The sequence below is a fragment of the Sulfitobacter sp. genome (assembly GCF_036961165.1).
Lineage (GTDB): Bacteria > Pseudomonadota > Alphaproteobacteria > Rhodobacterales > Rhodobacteraceae > Sulfitobacter.
The window spans coordinates 33661-47538 of the sequence record NZ_JBALVJ010000028.1 but is presented as its reverse complement, the minus strand read 5'-3'; the positions used below and the strand labels follow the sequence as shown (position 1 = coordinate 47538).

17 protein-coding genes and 1 pseudogene are annotated in these 13878 nt (G+C 58.7%); 10 read left to right on the top strand and 8 right to left on the bottom strand.

Going from position 1 to position 13878, the window contains the following annotated elements:
• Positions 1-18 precede the first annotated feature (18 nt).
• The 3 genes and pseudogenes from V7730_RS12955 to lon form a co-directional block, all read right to left on the bottom strand.
• Positions 19-216, bottom strand: a complete 198-nt coding sequence (locus V7730_RS12955; protein WP_335748012.1) for an IS3 family transposase — start codon at positions 214-216, stop codon at positions 19-21.
• A 92-nt stretch (positions 217-308) separates the two neighbouring features.
• Positions 309-515, bottom strand: a pseudogene (locus V7730_RS22650) (transposase); the annotation flags it as partial.
• Between the two features lie 274 nt (positions 516-789).
• Positions 790-3201: an endopeptidase La gene (gene lon / locus V7730_RS12950; RefSeq protein ID WP_335748011.1), complete on the bottom strand. Its 2412-nt coding sequence runs from the start codon at positions 3199-3201 to the stop codon at positions 790-792.
• 328 nt (positions 3202-3529) lie between these two features.
• Between lon and pcaF the strand changes: the two genes are divergently transcribed.
• The 9 genes from pcaF to V7730_RS12905 are packed head-to-tail and all read left to right on the top strand — an operon-like array spanning position 3530 to position 12116.
• Complete coding sequence (gene pcaF / locus V7730_RS12945; RefSeq protein WP_335748010.1) at positions 3530-4735, top strand: 3-oxoadipyl-CoA thiolase; 1206 nt, start codon at positions 3530-3532, stop codon at positions 4733-4735.
• A 3-nt stretch (positions 4736-4738) separates the two neighbouring features.
• Positions 4739-5731, top strand: a complete 993-nt coding sequence (gene paaA, locus V7730_RS12940; protein ID WP_335748009.1) for a 1,2-phenylacetyl-CoA epoxidase subunit PaaA — start codon at positions 4739-4741, stop codon at positions 5729-5731.
• A gap of 43 nt (positions 5732-5774) precedes the next feature.
• Positions 5775-6074, top strand: a complete 300-nt coding sequence (gene paaB, locus V7730_RS12935; protein ID WP_335748008.1) for a 1,2-phenylacetyl-CoA epoxidase subunit PaaB — start codon at positions 5775-5777, stop codon at positions 6072-6074.
• Positions 6074-6832, top strand: a complete 759-nt coding sequence (gene paaC, locus V7730_RS12930) for a 1,2-phenylacetyl-CoA epoxidase subunit PaaC (protein WP_443070220.1) — start codon at positions 6074-6076, stop codon at positions 6830-6832. Before paaB ends, paaC begins: the two co-directional genes overlap by 1 nt.
• The gene (gene paaD / locus V7730_RS12925; protein ID WP_443070219.1) at positions 6829-7287 is read left to right on the top strand and encodes a 1,2-phenylacetyl-CoA epoxidase subunit PaaD; all 459 of its coding nucleotides are present in this window, start codon (positions 6829-6831) and stop codon (positions 7285-7287) included. The genes paaC and paaD overlap by 4 nt, the downstream gene beginning before the upstream one ends.
• Positions 7288-7294: 7 nt before the next feature.
• The gene (paaE, locus tag V7730_RS12920; RefSeq protein WP_335748005.1) at positions 7295-8362 is read left to right on the top strand and encodes a 1,2-phenylacetyl-CoA epoxidase subunit PaaE; all 1068 of its coding nucleotides are present in this window, start codon (positions 7295-7297) and stop codon (positions 8360-8362) included.
• Positions 8352-9128, top strand: a complete 777-nt coding sequence (locus V7730_RS12915) for a Phenylacetic acid catabolic protein (protein ID WP_335748004.1) — start codon at positions 8352-8354, stop codon at positions 9126-9128. The genes paaE and V7730_RS12915 overlap by 11 nt, the downstream gene beginning before the upstream one ends.
• Positions 9128-11167 (top strand): phenylacetic acid degradation bifunctional protein PaaZ, encoded by a 2040-nt coding sequence (gene paaZ / locus V7730_RS12910; RefSeq protein WP_335748003.1) that lies wholly within the window; start codon positions 9128-9130, stop codon positions 11165-11167. The genes V7730_RS12915 and paaZ overlap by 1 nt, the downstream gene beginning before the upstream one ends.
• 16 nt (positions 11168-11183) lie before the next feature.
• Positions 11184-12116 (top strand): aldose 1-epimerase family protein, encoded by a 933-nt coding sequence (locus V7730_RS12905; RefSeq protein ID WP_335748002.1) that lies wholly within the window; start codon positions 11184-11186, stop codon positions 12114-12116.
• Here the strand turns inward: V7730_RS12905 and V7730_RS12900 are convergent.
• From V7730_RS12900 to V7730_RS12880, 5 genes are read right to left on the bottom strand one after another with little or no spacing between them, the layout of a single operon-like run.
• Complete coding sequence (locus V7730_RS12900; RefSeq protein ID WP_335748001.1) at positions 12113-12262, bottom strand: hypothetical protein; 150 nt, start codon at positions 12260-12262, stop codon at positions 12113-12115. The two genes, V7730_RS12905 and V7730_RS12900, sit on opposite strands and share 4 nt — an antisense overlap.
• Complete coding sequence (locus V7730_RS12895; protein ID WP_335748016.1) at positions 12240-12563, bottom strand: class II aldolase/adducin family protein; 324 nt, start codon at positions 12561-12563, stop codon at positions 12240-12242. The genes V7730_RS12900 and V7730_RS12895 overlap by 23 nt, the downstream gene beginning before the upstream one ends.
• A 14-nt stretch (positions 12564-12577) precedes the next feature.
• Positions 12578-12745, bottom strand: coding sequence for a hypothetical protein (locus tag V7730_RS12890; RefSeq protein WP_335748000.1), 168 nt, complete (start codon positions 12743-12745; stop codon positions 12578-12580).
• A gap of 15 nt (positions 12746-12760) precedes the next feature.
• Positions 12761-13054: a four-carbon acid sugar kinase family protein gene (locus tag V7730_RS12885; protein WP_335748015.1), complete on the bottom strand. Its 294-nt coding sequence runs from the start codon at positions 13052-13054 to the stop codon at positions 12761-12763.
• Positions 13055-13100: 46 nt separating this feature from the next.
• Positions 13101-13400: a four-carbon acid sugar kinase family protein gene (locus tag V7730_RS12880; protein WP_335747999.1), complete on the bottom strand. Its 300-nt coding sequence runs from the start codon at positions 13398-13400 to the stop codon at positions 13101-13103.
• A gap of 41 nt (positions 13401-13441) precedes the next feature.
• Here V7730_RS12880 and V7730_RS12875 point away from each other — a divergent pair, with 41 nt between their 5' ends.
• On the top strand, positions 13442-13714 hold the full coding sequence (locus tag V7730_RS12875) for a hypothetical protein (RefSeq protein ID WP_335747998.1): 273 nt from the start codon (positions 13442-13444) through the stop codon (positions 13712-13714).
• Positions 13715-13878: the final 164 nt, after the last annotated feature.

Sequence of the window (13878 nt, the reverse complement as noted above, 5' to 3'; positions counted from 1 at the left end):
GTTCGGGTTGGATACATCTTAGCACGCTGTCCAATTTTGCCGGACCACTTCACCCTTCAAGCGGCGCACACGGTGACGACCCGCATGGAACCCATGTCTCGGCAAGTAGGCCGCGATCTGGCGGCTGCCAAAGAATGGGTATTTCGTAAACACGCGGTCGATTTCATGCATCAGCGGCAACGTCTCCGCATTCACGCCTGCCGGGGTATAATTCATCTATTATCGGTTAAATTTTAGCTACTTGCACTTCCTGGTTAGGCTCAAATCAGTGCGGTCTCGGTTGATCATTTGTTTGCGTCAACTCGGGCTCATCGCTTCAGTCCTTGTGACAAAAAATCATTTTCGACCGCCAGATTCCCGATCTTCGCATGCAATTCCTTCACTTTAGCCTCATTATCTTCAGCCTTGCTGACCTTGACAGGAAACACGCCCGTCCGGCTATCAATAGCCTGACGTTTCCACGTCTTGAACTGCGTTGGGTGAATTTTGTGCTTGGCTGCGGTCTCTTGCGCCGTCTTGTCACCTTCTCAGCGCCTCAAGCGCTACAGTGGCCTTAAACTTGTCCGAATAACTGCGTCTCTTCGTCACTTCTGTATCCTGTCGTCGTTGTTGGATACATCTTAGAACGCTGTCCGAATTTGCAGTTCCACTTCAATTTCAACCGGATCTAATTGTGTGGATCACAGGTGGCCTGAATGCAGGGCCCTATCTTTTTTTTTCGGAGGAGCCCTGCGTGTCCCGAAGTCAGGAATGCCCCGCAATTTCTGCGGGGCGGTTAGACTTTAAGGTTTAGTGTGCCGTGGCGCTATCGCCAGTGCCACGCTTTGCCACGAGCGCTGCCGCTGCTGCGGCCTCTTCTGCGGCTTCGTCCCATTCCACCGGTTGGGGCTTTGAGACCAGCGCGTGTTCCAGCACTTCGGAGACGTGGCTTACCGGGATGATGGTCAGCCCTTCCTTCACGTTTTCAGGGATATCCGGCAGGTCTTTTTCATTCTCCTGCGGAATAAGCACAGTGGTGATCCCTCCGCGCAGCGCGGCCAACAGCTTTTCCTTCAAGCCACCGATCGGCATTGCGTTCCCGCGCAAGCTGACTTCACCTGTCATGGCGATGTCTTTGCGCACCGGAATCTTGGTCAGCACTGAAACGATAGACGTCACCATGGCAAGACCCGCAGACGGACCATCCTTTGGCGTCGCGCCATCAGGCACGTGCACGTGGATGTCGATCGTGTCGAACACCGGCGGCTTCACCCCGATTTGTGGCGAGATAGAGCGTACATATGAACTTGCCGCATCGATGCTTTCTTTCATCACATCACCAAGTTTACCCGTGGTCTTCATCCGGCCCTTACCAGGCAGGCGCAGTGCCTCAATATGCAGCAGTTCGCCACCTACCGACGTATAGGCAAGGCCTGTCACAACCCCGATCTGGTCCTCTTGTTCGGCCAGACCATAGCGGTGCTTTCGCACGCCAAGGAACTCGTGCAGGTTATCACCTGTCACGACGACACTCTCGACCTCTTTGCGCACGATCTTGGTCAGCGACTTACGCGCTACCTTCGCGATCTCACGCTCAAGGTTCCGCACGCCCGCTTCGCGGGTGTAATAGCGGATCATGCCAGTCAGGGCGCTATCCTCGATCTTGAACTCTTTGGCTTTCAGGCCGTGGTTCTTGATCTGCTTTTCAACCAAATGCTGCTTGGCGATCTCGCGTTTTTCATCCTCGGTGTAGCCCGAGAGCGGGATGATCTCCATCCGGTCCAGAAGCGGACCGGGCATGTTGTAGCTGTTGGACGTGGTCAGGAACATCACGTTGCTCAGGTCGTATTCGACCTCAAGGTAGTGATCCACGAATGTGGAGTTCTGTTCCGGATCAAGCACCTCCAGCATGGCCGATGCAGGGTCGCCACGGAAGTCCTGACCCATCTTGTCGATCTCGTCGAGCAGGATGAGCGGGTTCGTGGTTTTCGCCTTTTTAAGCGCCTGAATGATCTTACCGGGCATGGAACCGATATAGGTCCGGCGGTGGCCACGAATTTCACTCTCATCGCGCACACCACCAAGGGAGATGCGAATGAATTCGCGCCCCGTTGCCTTGGCCACGGATTTACCGAGCGAGGTTTTACCCACACCTGGAGGTCCGACCAGACACATGATCGGACCTTTCATCTTGGTCGAGCGTTGCTGCACCGCGAGATACTCGACAATGCGTTCCTTGACCTTCTCCAGACCGTAGTGATCCGCGTCAAGCACTGCCTCGGCCTTGCCCAGATCCTTTTTCACACGGGATTTAACGCCCCACGGGATGGACAGCATCCAGTCAAGATAGTTGCGCACAACGGTCGCTTCGGCAGACATCGGGCTCATGTTCTTGAGCTTTTTGATCTCGGCGTCGGCCTTCTCTCTGGCTTCTTTGCTCAGCTTGGTCGCTGCGACGCGCGCTTCAAGCTCGGCCACCTCGTTCTTGCCGTCTTCGCCATCGCCCAGCTCGTTCTGAATGGCCTTCATTTGCTCATTCAAATAGTATTCGCGCTGGGTTTTCTCCATCTGCGTTTTGACGCGGGTTTTGATCTTTTTCTCGACCTGCAGCACAGACATTTCGCCCTGCATCAGGCCATAGACCTTCTCAAGCCGCTCGGACACGCTGAGGGTTTCCAGAAGGTCCTGCTTCTGCTCGACCTCGATACCAAGATGCCCTGCGACCAGATCGGCCAGACGAGCGGGATCTACGGCTTCGCCGACAGCTGTCAGGGCCTCTTCAGGGACGTTCTTCTTTACCTTGGCGTAGCGCGCAAATTCATCGGCAACCGACCGCAGCAGCGCTGTGGTGGTGGCGGCATCGCCCAGCATCTCTGTCAGGTATTCAGCGCGGGCTTCAAAGAAGTTGTCGTTCTCAAGGTATTCGGTGATGCGCACACGCGCTTGGCCTTCGACCAGCACCTTTACGGTGCCATCGGGCAGTTTCAGCAGTTGCAGGACATTCGCCAGCACGCCGGCTTTGAAAATGCCGTCACTGTCAGGATCATCAATGCCCGGATCAATCTGGCTCGACAGCAGGATTTGCTTGTCATCGGCCATGACTTCTTCCAACGCGCGAACGGATTTTTCGCGACCCACAAACAGCGGGACAATCATATGGGGGAATACGACGATATCGCGCAATGGAAGTACGGGATAGCTCGCGTTCAGAGGCTCTTGCATGCTCTTTTCCTTATCTTGGCAAAACGGCTTTAGTCCCTCTTCGAGGCAACGTTTGGGCCGTCTCCGGTATGGGTAGGTAATTGTGCACCCTACCCGCCTGTTTCAATGGGGTCCCGCGTTTTGCAGGTGTTTTCCCTAACATGGCGCGAACCCCCATGCTCGGCAACTGCGGATTGGGCTGTGTTGATGAGAAATTTACAGGTTGATTGCGGATTTCCGCCATTGCGTTACTTAATGCGACCTATACGCTAGGTTGATGTAACGTATATCTTGAAAATCCATGCGGTATAGAGTAGCCACAGTAATTAGATTTAATGGGAGATCACCAATGGCCGAAGCCTTTATCTGCGACGCAGTCCGTACACCAATCGGGCGCTACGGTGGCGCACTTTCTTCTGTGCGTGCAGACGATCTGGCCGCGACCCCGCTGGCTGCGCTGATGGCGCGCAATGCGGGTGTGGACTGGGCGCGTGTGGATGATGTGGTCATGGGCTGCGCCAATCAGGCTGGTGAAGACAACCGTAACGTGGCGCGCATGGCCGCCCTGCTTGCTGGGCTGCCAGTGGATGTACCGGGCATCACCGTGAACCGCCTGTGTGCCTCTGGCCTTGATGCTGTGGGCTCCGCTGCGCGAGCGATCCGCGCTGGTGACATGGACATGGCCATCGCCGGTGGCGTTGAGAGCATGAGCCGTGCGCCTTTCGTGATGCCCAAGTCTGAAACCGCCTTTGGCCGCGCTAACGCGGTCTATGACACGACCATTGGCTGGCGCTTCATCAATCGGAAAATGAAAGAAATGTTCGGCGTCGATTCGATGCCCGAGACTGCAGATAACGTGGCCGAAGATTATGGCGTCAGCCGCGCCGATCAGGACGCTTTTGCCGTACGCTCCCAGCAGCGTTGGGCGGCAGCAGATGCCGCAGGTGTTTTCTCTGAAGAGATCACGCCGGTCACCATCCCGCAGCGCAAAGGCGATGCACTGATCATTGACCGCGACGAACACCCCCGCCCCCGAACAAACGAGGCAGGTTTGGCCAAGCTTCGCGGCATCAACGGCACAGACAAAACAGTGACAGCGGGCAATGCCTCCGGTGTGAATGACGGCGCTGCGGCGATGCTCATTGCGTCCGAGGCTGCCGCCAACCAGCAAGGGCTCAAGCCGATGGCGCGTGTCGTCGCCATGTCTGCCGCAGGCGTCGCACCACGGGTCATGGGCATTGGCCCCATTCCAGCGGCGCAAAAGGTGCTTGCCCGTGCGGGTCTGACCATCGACCAGATGGATGTGATAGAGTTGAACGAGGCGTTTGCCTCCCAAGGGATCGCCACGCTGCGCGCCTTGGGTGTTGCAGATGACGCGCCTCATGTGAACGCCAACGGCGGTGCCATCGCAATCGGTCACCCGCTGGGCATGTCCGGCGCGCGGCTGGTGATGACAGCCGCGTATCAACTGCAACGCACCGGCGGCCGCTATGCGATTTGCACCATGTGTGTGGGCGTCGGCCAAGGGGTTGCGCTTATTCTAGAAAGGGTCTGAGCTATGTATGCACAAATGATCAAATCTACCGGCCAGGGAGTGAAATCCCTGGACGAGATGGAGCCGCAAGAGCGCGCCTTTCAGGAGCGTATTGATGCGGGTGGCAAGATCGAGCCAAAAGACTGGATGCCAGACGGCTACCGCAAGAACCTGATCCGTCAGATCGGGCAGCACGCTCACTCAGAAATAGTGGGACAGCTGCCAGAGGGCAACTGGATCACCCGCGCGCCCACGCTGGAGCGCAAGGCTATCCTGCTTGCGAAAGTGCAAGATGAAGCAGGCCATGGCCTTTACCTTTATTGCGCGGCAGAGACGCTGGGCATCACCCGCGACGAGATGTTCGAGGCGCTGCATGAAGGGCGGATGAAATATTCGTCGATCTTCAACTACCCGACGCTGACATGGGCCGATATGGGCGCTGTGGGCTGGCTGGTAGACGGTGCCGCGATCATGAACCAGGTCCCGCTGCAACGCACGTCATACGGCCCCTATGCCCGTGCGATGGTGCGTATCTGCAAAGAGGAATCCTTTCACCAGCGTCAGGGTTTCGACATCATGATGAAGATGTGCAACGGCACGGACGCGCAAAAGAAGATGGCCCAAGATGCGCTCAACCGCTTCTGGTATCCTTCGCTGATGATGTTTGGCCCCTCCGACAAGGACAGCGTGCACTCTGCGCAATCCATGGCATGGAAAATCAAGATGAACACCAATGACGAGCTCCGTCAAAAGTTCGTCGACCAGACCGTGCCGCAGGCCGAATACCTTGGCCTGACCGTGCCGGACGAGACGCTGAAATGGAACGACGAAAAGGGCGGCTACGACTTTGCCGAACCCGACTGGAACGAGTTCTTCGACGTACTGTCAGGCAACGGCCCGTGCAACCACGACCGTCTCGAGACCCGCAAACAAGCGTGGGAAGACGGCGCTTGGGTCCGCGAAGGGATGCTGGCCCACGCCGCCAAAAAACGCGCAGCCAAGCTGGCAGCTGAATAACGGCTCCGGCTGTGCGGTGCCCTTTCACTCAGGAGTTAACGACATGTCCCAACCCAAAAGAACGGGCGAATGGCCCCTGTTTGAGGTCTTCATTCGCGGCCAGCACGGGCTGAGCCACCGCCACGTTGGATCGCTGCACGCGCCGGACGCCGAAATGGCGATCAAGAACGCACGCGATGTATACACCCGCCGCAATGAAGGCGTGAGCATTTGGGTGGTTGAGGCCGAGGCCATTCACGCCTCAGCCCCTGGCGACAAAGAAGCGTTGTATGACCCTGCCAACGACAAAGTCTACCGCCACCCCACCTTCTTTGATGTGCCTGATGAAGTGGGCCACATGTGATGGCAAACGATGCGCTGTTCCAAACCCTGCTGCGGCTGGGCGACAATACACTGGTGCTAGGCCACCGCGTGTCCGAGTGGTGCGGCCGTGCGCCTGTACTGGAAGAGGACATTGCCCTTGCCAATACCGCGCTGGACCTGATTGGCCAGACGCAGATGTGGCTGGGATACGCCGCAGAGGTTGAAGACGCAGGCCGTTCGGCCGATGATCTGGCGTTCCTGCGCGATGTCTGGGACTTCCGCAACATCCTGATGCTTGAGCGACCCAGCGGCGATTTCGGCTACACGATCATACGCCAGTTCCTGTTTGACGCCTATCACCGCCTGCTGCTGACCGCCCTCGCCCAATCCACCGATCCACGGATCGCTGAAATTGCGGCCAAGTCGGTCAAAGAATCCACCTACCACCTTGAGCGTTCTGCCGAGACTGTCGTTTCTTTGGGCGATGGCACTCCTGAGAGCCATGAGAAGATGCAGACTGCGCTTGATCTGCTGTGGCCCTACACCGGAGAGATGTTCGAGGCCGACAGCGCGGACGACGAAATGGCCGCCCAAGGCATTGCGCCCGATCCCGCAAGCCTGCGCGCGGATTGGCTCGCTTCGGTTCAGGCAACGCTGACAGAGGCCACCCTGCGCATCCCCGAAGACAACTTCGCCCACAAGGGTGGCCGCAATGGCGTACGCCACACCGAGCATCTGGGCCATATGCTGACGCAGATGCAGTGGCTCCAGCGCGCCTACCCCGGTGCAACTTGGTGAAACCTGACGTCCAAACCATCTGGGACTGGCTGGATCAGGTGCCTGATCCGGAAATTCCCGTGATATCGGTGGTGGATCTGGGCATCATCCGCGATGTGGCGTGGGACGGCGATGTGCTGGAGGTGGCGATCACGCCGACCTATTCCGGCTGCCCCGCCACGTCGATCATCAATCTGGATGTAGAGACTGCCCTGCGCGACCGCGGACTGACCAACATCCGGCTCAAGACCAAACTTTCGCCTGCGTGGACCACCGACTGGCTCAGCGCCAAAGGGGCTGCAAAGCTGGAAGAGTACGGGATCGCCCCGCCCTCTCCCGCTGGTGGCCCGTCACGCTGCCCGCGCTGCCAATCCACCGACCTTGAAAAAGTAAGCCAGTTCGGCTCAACCCCCTGCAAGGCCCATTGGCGCTGTCTCAGCTGTCTTGAGCCTTTCGATTATTTCAAATGTATCTGAGGGACTTATGGCCCGTTTCCAACCGCTGACCGTCACCCATATCCACAAGACTATCCGCGATGCCGTGGTGGTCAGCCTTGCCGCGCCCGAGGGGGTGGAGTTTGACTTTATCCAAGGCCAATACCTCACCTTCCGGCGTGAATTCGACGGCGAGGAACTGCGCCGTAGCTATTCTATCTGTGCAGGCGTTGACGATGGCACTTTGCAGGTAGGCATCAAGCGGGTTGAGGGGGGCTCCTTTTCAACCTGGGCGAATGAGAGCTTGCAGGTGGGTGATACGCTGGAAGCCATGCCGCCACAGGGCCGGTTTCACACCCCGCTGGAAACAGACGCACAACGCCACTATCTGGGCTTTGCCGGCGGGTCGGGTGTGACACCCGTGCTGTCGATCCTGCGCTCTGTCCTGACCCGAGAGCCGCACTCCCGTTTCACGCTGGTCTATGCCAACCGCGCCGTGAGCACGATCATGTTCCGCGATGAGCTGGAAGACCTCAAGAACACCTATATGGGCCGCGTGAATGTGATCCATGTGCTGGAATCGGACGCACAGGACATTGACCTGTTTACCGGCCGCGTGGACGCTGAGAAATGCGCGCAGCTGTTTTGCCGCTGGATCGATATTGCCTCGGTCGACACCGCGTTCATTTGCGGACCCGAACCGATGATGCTGGGCATCGCTGCGGCGCTGCGCGATCACGGGCTCAGCGACGATCAGATCAAATTCGAGCTTTTCGCCTCGGCCCAGACGGGGCGCGCGAAAAAGCCCGCGGTTTCCACGACCGCCGCCCAAAGCGGCAACACAACCCAAGCCTCGGTCACGATGGATGGCGCCAGCCGCAGTTTCGTCATGCCGCGCGACCAAAGCCTGCTCGAAGCGGCCTTGGCCAATGCGCTGGATGCGCCCTTTGCGTGCAAGGCCGGCGTCTGTTCGACATGCCGCGCGCGGGTCACCGAAGGCGAGGTCGAGATGCACACGAACCACGCGCTCGAAGATTACGAAGTGGCGGCAGGCTATGTACTGACCTGCCAGTGCTATCCGCTCAGCGAAAAGGTGGCCTTTGACTATGACCAATGATCACACATCCATGCCTATCGAGGACTATTTGGCCGCTGGCGGCAAGCTGACGGCGCCCGAAAACGTCCCCCCGCGCTACCGCGCAGAGTTGATGCGACTGATGGCAATATTTGTGGATAGTGAGATGGCAGGCGCCGCCGGCTTTGCCAGCCTGATCAACGCCGCCCCCGGCGTGACAGAGCGGATCGCATCCGCCCGCATCGTGCTGGAAAAGACCCAGAACGCCGAACGCCTCCTGCGCGTCATGGCCGATTTCGGCACCGACACCGACCGCTACGCCAACAGCCACCCGTGGGAAGACCGCCTGCCCCGCGAAGCGCCCCTTGGCGCGCGGCGCAGCTATGAAGATATGCGCCTACCCGTCTTCAACGCGCCGTTTGACGATTGGGCGGATGCCGTGGTGATGAACCTGCTGATGGGATTAGCGGCGGGTGTTCTGCTGCATGATTACCGCAGCCTATCCTATCAGCCGCTGGCCGAGACCTTCCGCGAGATTGAACCGGTCGAGCAAGCCCATACTGACCTTGCCCGCGAAGGGTTGACTGTGCTGGTAAAGCGTGGCGCAAAGCTTCAAGCCTCGGTCGATTACTGGTGGCCCCGTGTCGCCGCCAGCTTTGGCACCGGCGATCAGGGGCGTGATGCGAGGCTGCTGAAGTTCGGCCTGCGCAGCAGCAGCAATGACGACTTGCGCGCGCTGTGGACCAAAGCTGCAACCGACGCCCTCAACGCCCTGAAACTTCACGCCGCCAGCGACAGGACAGCCTGATGACCCTTTCCGATATCCCCTCCTTTGCCGCTGGTAGCTGGATTGCCCCTGACAGCAGCGCACGACCCATCGCTTGCGCCATCACGGGTGACGTCATCGCGCAGGCCGGCAACAGCAGCCTCGATGTGGCTGGCATGCATGCCTATGCCCGCGATGTGGGCGGGCGGAATTTGCGGGCGCTGACGTTTCATGACCGCGCCCGGATGCTCAAGGCGTTGGCCTTGCACCTGTCCGAACACAAGCAGGCGCTGTACGATCTTTCTTTCCACACTGGAGCGACGCAGTCAGACCACGCTTTCGACATTGATGGCGGCATCGGCACCATGTTTGTCTTCGCTGCCAAAGGTCGTCGCGAAATGCCGGATGCACAGATCTACCTTGACGGAGAGCTGGAACAGCTTGGCCGCAACGGCAGCTTTATGGGCCAGCACGTTTGCGTTCCGTTGCAAGGGGTTGGCATCCATATCAACGCCTTCAACTTCCCCGTCTGGGGCATGTTGGAGAAATTCGCGCCAACCTTCCTTGCCGGTGTACCGAGCATCGTCAAACCAGCTATTGCCACCTGCTATGTGACCCAGCTTTGCGTCAAACTGATGCTCGACAGTGGCATCCTGCCCGAAGGCGCGCTTCAGATCATCTCCGGTGGTGTGGGCGACCTGCTGCTGCACACGGACGCGCAGGATGTCATCAGCTTCACCGGCTCTGCCGACACCGCGCTGATGCTGCGCGCGACACCACATTTGCTGCAAAATGCCGTAAGGTTTGTGGCCGAACAAGACAGCCTCAACGCCTCTGTTCTAGGCCCCGATGCCACACCCGGCACGGCGGAATTCGATCTGTTCATCAAGGAAGCCCACCGCGAGATGACCACAAAGGCGGGCCAGAAATGTACTGCCATCCGGCGCATCATGGCCCCTGCCGCTCATGTGGAGGCAGTGATCGAGGCGCTCTCGGCACGGCTGGCCAAAACAGTGATCGGCGATCCGCGCGATCCTGCAACCCGCATGGGGCCGCTGGTTAGCACCTCGCAACGCGACGATGTATTGGCCAAAGCAGCCATGCTAGGGACCGAGTCCGAACGCGTCTTTGGCGACCCCGATGACTTCGAGGTGGTTGGTGCGGACCGCGACAAGGGTGCGTTCTTGCCGCCCATGCTCTACCATTGCGCCGATCCTGATGCCGCCGAGCGGCTGCATGTTACCGAAGCCTTTGGTCCCGTCAGCACCGTCATGCCATACCGTGATGCGGCGCACGCAATTGACCTGCTCAACCGTGGCAAAGGATCGCTGGTGGCGTCGGTCATCACCCGCGACGGGGACCTCGCGCGCGAGATGGTACTGGGTGCGGGTCCGTGGCACGGGCGGCTTTACTTTAACAACAGCGATTCCATGGCTGAAAGCACCGGTCATGGCGCGCCCATGCCACATATGATCCACGGCGGTCCAGGCCGCGCCGGCGGCGGAGAAGAATTGGGCGGAATTCGCGGTGTGATGCATTATATGCAGCGCACGGCCGTTCAGGGCAGCCCTGACATTCTGACTGCCGTGGGCCAGCGCTGGGTGCCGGGCGCGACGGAACATACCGGCGGACCGCATCCCTTCACCCGCAGCTATCACCAGCTGCAGCTGGGTGAGACGCTTTATACAAAAAACCGCAAGGTCACGCTGGAAGACATTGAAACCTTTGCGCACTTTACGGGTGACACGTTCTATGGCCACATGGATGAGGAAGCCGCCAAGGCCAACCCCTTTTTCCCTGGCCGCGTCGCCCACGGCTATCTTTTACTAAGCTTTGCCGCCGGATTGTTCGTGCAACCCGATCCCGGCCCCGTGCTGGCCAACACCGGCCTTGCGAACCTCAACTTCATGAAGCCAGTCTCCCCCGAAGACAGCATCAAAGTGCGCTTGTCAGTCAAACAAAAGACCCCGCGCACGGCGGAATACGGGCAAGTCCGCTGGCATGTAACCGTAACCAACCAAGACGATGAACCAGTCGCGGAATATGAGCTGTTCACCATGAACGCCTACGAGGTGTCCTAATCGAGCCGAGACAGTGATGACGAAGGCTCTTGAAGCGGATAAGCTGAAGGTAACCACTCATCCGGAAGACCGCATCATGACGACGCCAACACTTCTGCAAAACGACACGCTGAGCCTTGAGGTAGGCCCCCTTGGGGCCGAGATGCAGTTCCTGCGCACCTCGGCTGGGGATGATTTACTGTGGCATGGTGATGCGGCCTATTGGACCGGACGCGCGCCCGTGCTTTTTCCCATCGTGGGACGGGCTGTTGAGGATACGGTTGCAGTGGATGACCACAGCGCACCCATGCCGCAGCACGGATTTGCGCGGCGCAGTCTATTCACGCTGGAAGAGCACAGCTCAACCATTTGTCGCCATCTGCTCACCGATACCGAGGAAAGCCGCAAGGCTTATCCCTTTGCGTTTGCGCTACGCCTGACCCACATGCTGGACGGCGCCACCTTGCACGTCACTGCGCATGTCACCAATGAGGATACGCGCCCAATGCCCTTCGGCTTTGGCTTTCATCCCGCATTTTGCTGGCCGTTGCCCCAGGCCAATCAGGCCACGCACCACGTCACACTGGCGGGCGGCGGCTCGCCGGACAAGCGCGCGATCGACGATGGGTTGCTGATACCCGAGCCGCTTGCAGGACCATTTGTTGAAGGCGATCTGGAGTTGCAGGCAGAGCGGTTCAACGACGGCGCACTGGTGTTCCCAAACGGAACTGATGCCCTGCGCTATGGACCTCGATCCGGTCCCGCGCTCGATTTCCGCTTTGATAACCTGCCTGATCTGGCGCTGTGGCAACCTGTCAGCGCGCCGTTCCTCTGTATCGAGCCTTGGCACGGCACCGCGTCTTATGTCGGGGATGGCCCGCAAATCGCGCAACGTCCCAACGCCATCACATTGGCGCCAAAAGAAAGTGCCACTTTCGGCTATTCCGTGACCGTTAGCGGCCTTGCCTAGGTAGGGTATTTCAATCGCAGGCTGGCGACAACTTCGGACAACAGGCAGATCCGCTCCATGCAGCGTGTCATCATGGCAAGCTTGGCGCCTTCCTCCTGGTCTTCCATCGCAAAGACGGTCGCTTCAAGATCGTGCCCAGCGATCACAGGTCCGTGGTTCGCCAGCAATGAGGCTGATCGTTTCCCGCCAAACCGCCCCCGTTTCAGCGCGCGTGTCGTAAAATGCAGTGTGCAGCGGAATTTCTCTGGTAGGCGCATCGCCAGACAACGGCCTAATGTTCGCGAACAAACAGCTGATACGTGCGGGATCCAAAAACCCGATAGAGCTGCCCGTGGGGGTCATCAGGACCGTCGCGTCAGACAAACGGGCCGAAATATTGCGGGTCGAGCCAGACGTCAGCCCGCTATCAAGGATCGACCTGGCAAAAAGTCCGATCTGTTCACGCATTGTGGCCATCTCGATCATCGTGGCTTCATCATCATGGTCAGGCTTTTTCCGAAAAAATCGGGGCCGCCAAAAATCCCTGATTTGAGAGCTATTGCGATGCCGCTATCCTCAATCAGCATTTTAGGGACTCCCGCCGCTTTCTTGGGATCAATCCACAAGGCACCTGCATTCAGGCTCGCCACCACGCCCCCGAAGATTCACCGCCGGTGACGACGAGGTGCTTTAGGCCCCCTCGTGGCGATAGAGATCTGGGAAAGGTCCTCATCCCGCACGGCATCAACGATGACCATCGAGGGTGTTTGCGGCAAGGCGGCCGCGATGGCCCCGGCCCCTTTGTCCACGGTGCGGAAATCAATGTGGCGCACCAGCCAGTCGGCTTGCGCACGCTGAGCACAGCGAAGATCCGGATCGGTCAACGGGGTCAACGGATGATCCTGCATCTTGGTTTCATTCAACAAGAAATCGCTAACAAGCAAATGCGCCTCAAACACGCTCCCCCCGTTCTCGGAGAATGCTGGGCAAACGATCACAGCAGTTTCACCAAGGCGTTGCGGCGGCAGGTCCGATATTGCCGTGCGCCTTACTGCCAAAGGTGGAGCAGACCTTAAAGATGATCTGGCTCGCCTCTTGGGCCACTAGCCATTCACATGCAGCAAGAGACTGCGCAACGGCCTGCGCAACTGGAATGGTACGGGACTTTAGCTCCCCTGCATCAACCTTACCGGTAGGCGCGTCAGGTACACCGACAAACTGCACAGTGGACATGCCGCCCATCGCTAGGGTCAACGCGTTATCCGGCTCGACAGTGAAATCATCTGCGATGACACCAAACTCCATTGCGGAAAATCCTTAATCGGGCCTTGATTTAGGCGGCTGACATGCGGCGCTATCCCCGCTGGAAACCGATAACGCACCAACGGATCATGGCCCGCAGTGATAAGCTCTGGCGCTGCCGCAAGACGCTTAAGCGTGGCAAAACCGTCGAGCATGTCTTGCAGGTCGACAACTATCGGGAACGGTTTTCGCTCCAGAACATTCTCATATTAGTAGGGCGCATCCGACGCCAGAACCATCCAGCCTGTATGTGCAGCGTGGCGTTCGGAAAAGGTGCAGCCCGCCTGCGTGGTCATAGTGAAGATGCGTCACACTGACGGTTGAGACCTCTTGGGCGTGATGCCCAGAGCGACCAACACTTCCCTCGGGTCCATGCGGATTGGACGGTTGCGCGCTGTGACCTCTTCGATGTCATAACAGGTATCAACGACGATAACCTCCGCGCCGCGCCGTGCCGTAACACCCTGATAAAGCAGTCAAT

What these genes read in the sequence shown, in the direction of transcription:
- V7730_RS12955 (WP_335748012.1), bottom strand. Translation starts at nt 216, where the DNA reads ATGAATTATACCCCGGCAGGCGTGAATGCGGAGACGTTGCCGCTGATG.
- lon (WP_335748011.1), bottom strand. Translation starts at nt 3,201, where the DNA reads ATGCAAGAGCCTCTGAACGCGAGCTATCCCGTACTTCCATTGCGCGAT.
- pcaF (WP_335748010.1), top strand. Translation starts at nt 3,530, where the DNA reads ATGGCCGAAGCCTTTATCTGCGACGCAGTCCGTACACCAATCGGGCGC.
- paaA (WP_335748009.1), top strand. Translation starts at nt 4,739, where the DNA reads ATGTATGCACAAATGATCAAATCTACCGGCCAGGGAGTGAAATCCCTG.
- paaB (WP_335748008.1), top strand. Translation starts at nt 5,775, where the DNA reads ATGTCCCAACCCAAAAGAACGGGCGAATGGCCCCTGTTTGAGGTCTTC.
- paaC (WP_443070220.1), top strand. Translation starts at nt 6,074, where the DNA reads ATGGCAAACGATGCGCTGTTCCAAACCCTGCTGCGGCTGGGCGACAAT.
- paaE (WP_335748005.1), top strand. Translation starts at nt 7,295, where the DNA reads ATGGCCCGTTTCCAACCGCTGACCGTCACCCATATCCACAAGACTATC.
- V7730_RS12915 (WP_335748004.1), top strand. Translation starts at nt 8,352, where the DNA reads ATGACCAATGATCACACATCCATGCCTATCGAGGACTATTTGGCCGCT.
- paaZ (WP_335748003.1), top strand. Translation starts at nt 9,128, where the DNA reads ATGACCCTTTCCGATATCCCCTCCTTTGCCGCTGGTAGCTGGATTGCC.
- V7730_RS12905 (WP_335748002.1), top strand. Translation starts at nt 11,184, where the DNA reads ATGACGAAGGCTCTTGAAGCGGATAAGCTGAAGGTAACCACTCATCCG.
- V7730_RS12895 (WP_335748016.1), bottom strand. Translation starts at nt 12,563, where the DNA reads ATGCGTGAACAGATCGGACTTTTTGCCAGGTCGATCCTTGATAGCGGG.
- V7730_RS12880 (WP_335747999.1), bottom strand. Translation starts at nt 13,400, where the DNA reads ATGGAGTTTGGTGTCATCGCAGATGATTTCACTGTCGAGCCGGATAAC.
- V7730_RS12875 (WP_335747998.1), top strand. Translation starts at nt 13,442, where the DNA reads ATGCGGCGCTATCCCCGCTGGAAACCGATAACGCACCAACGGATCATG.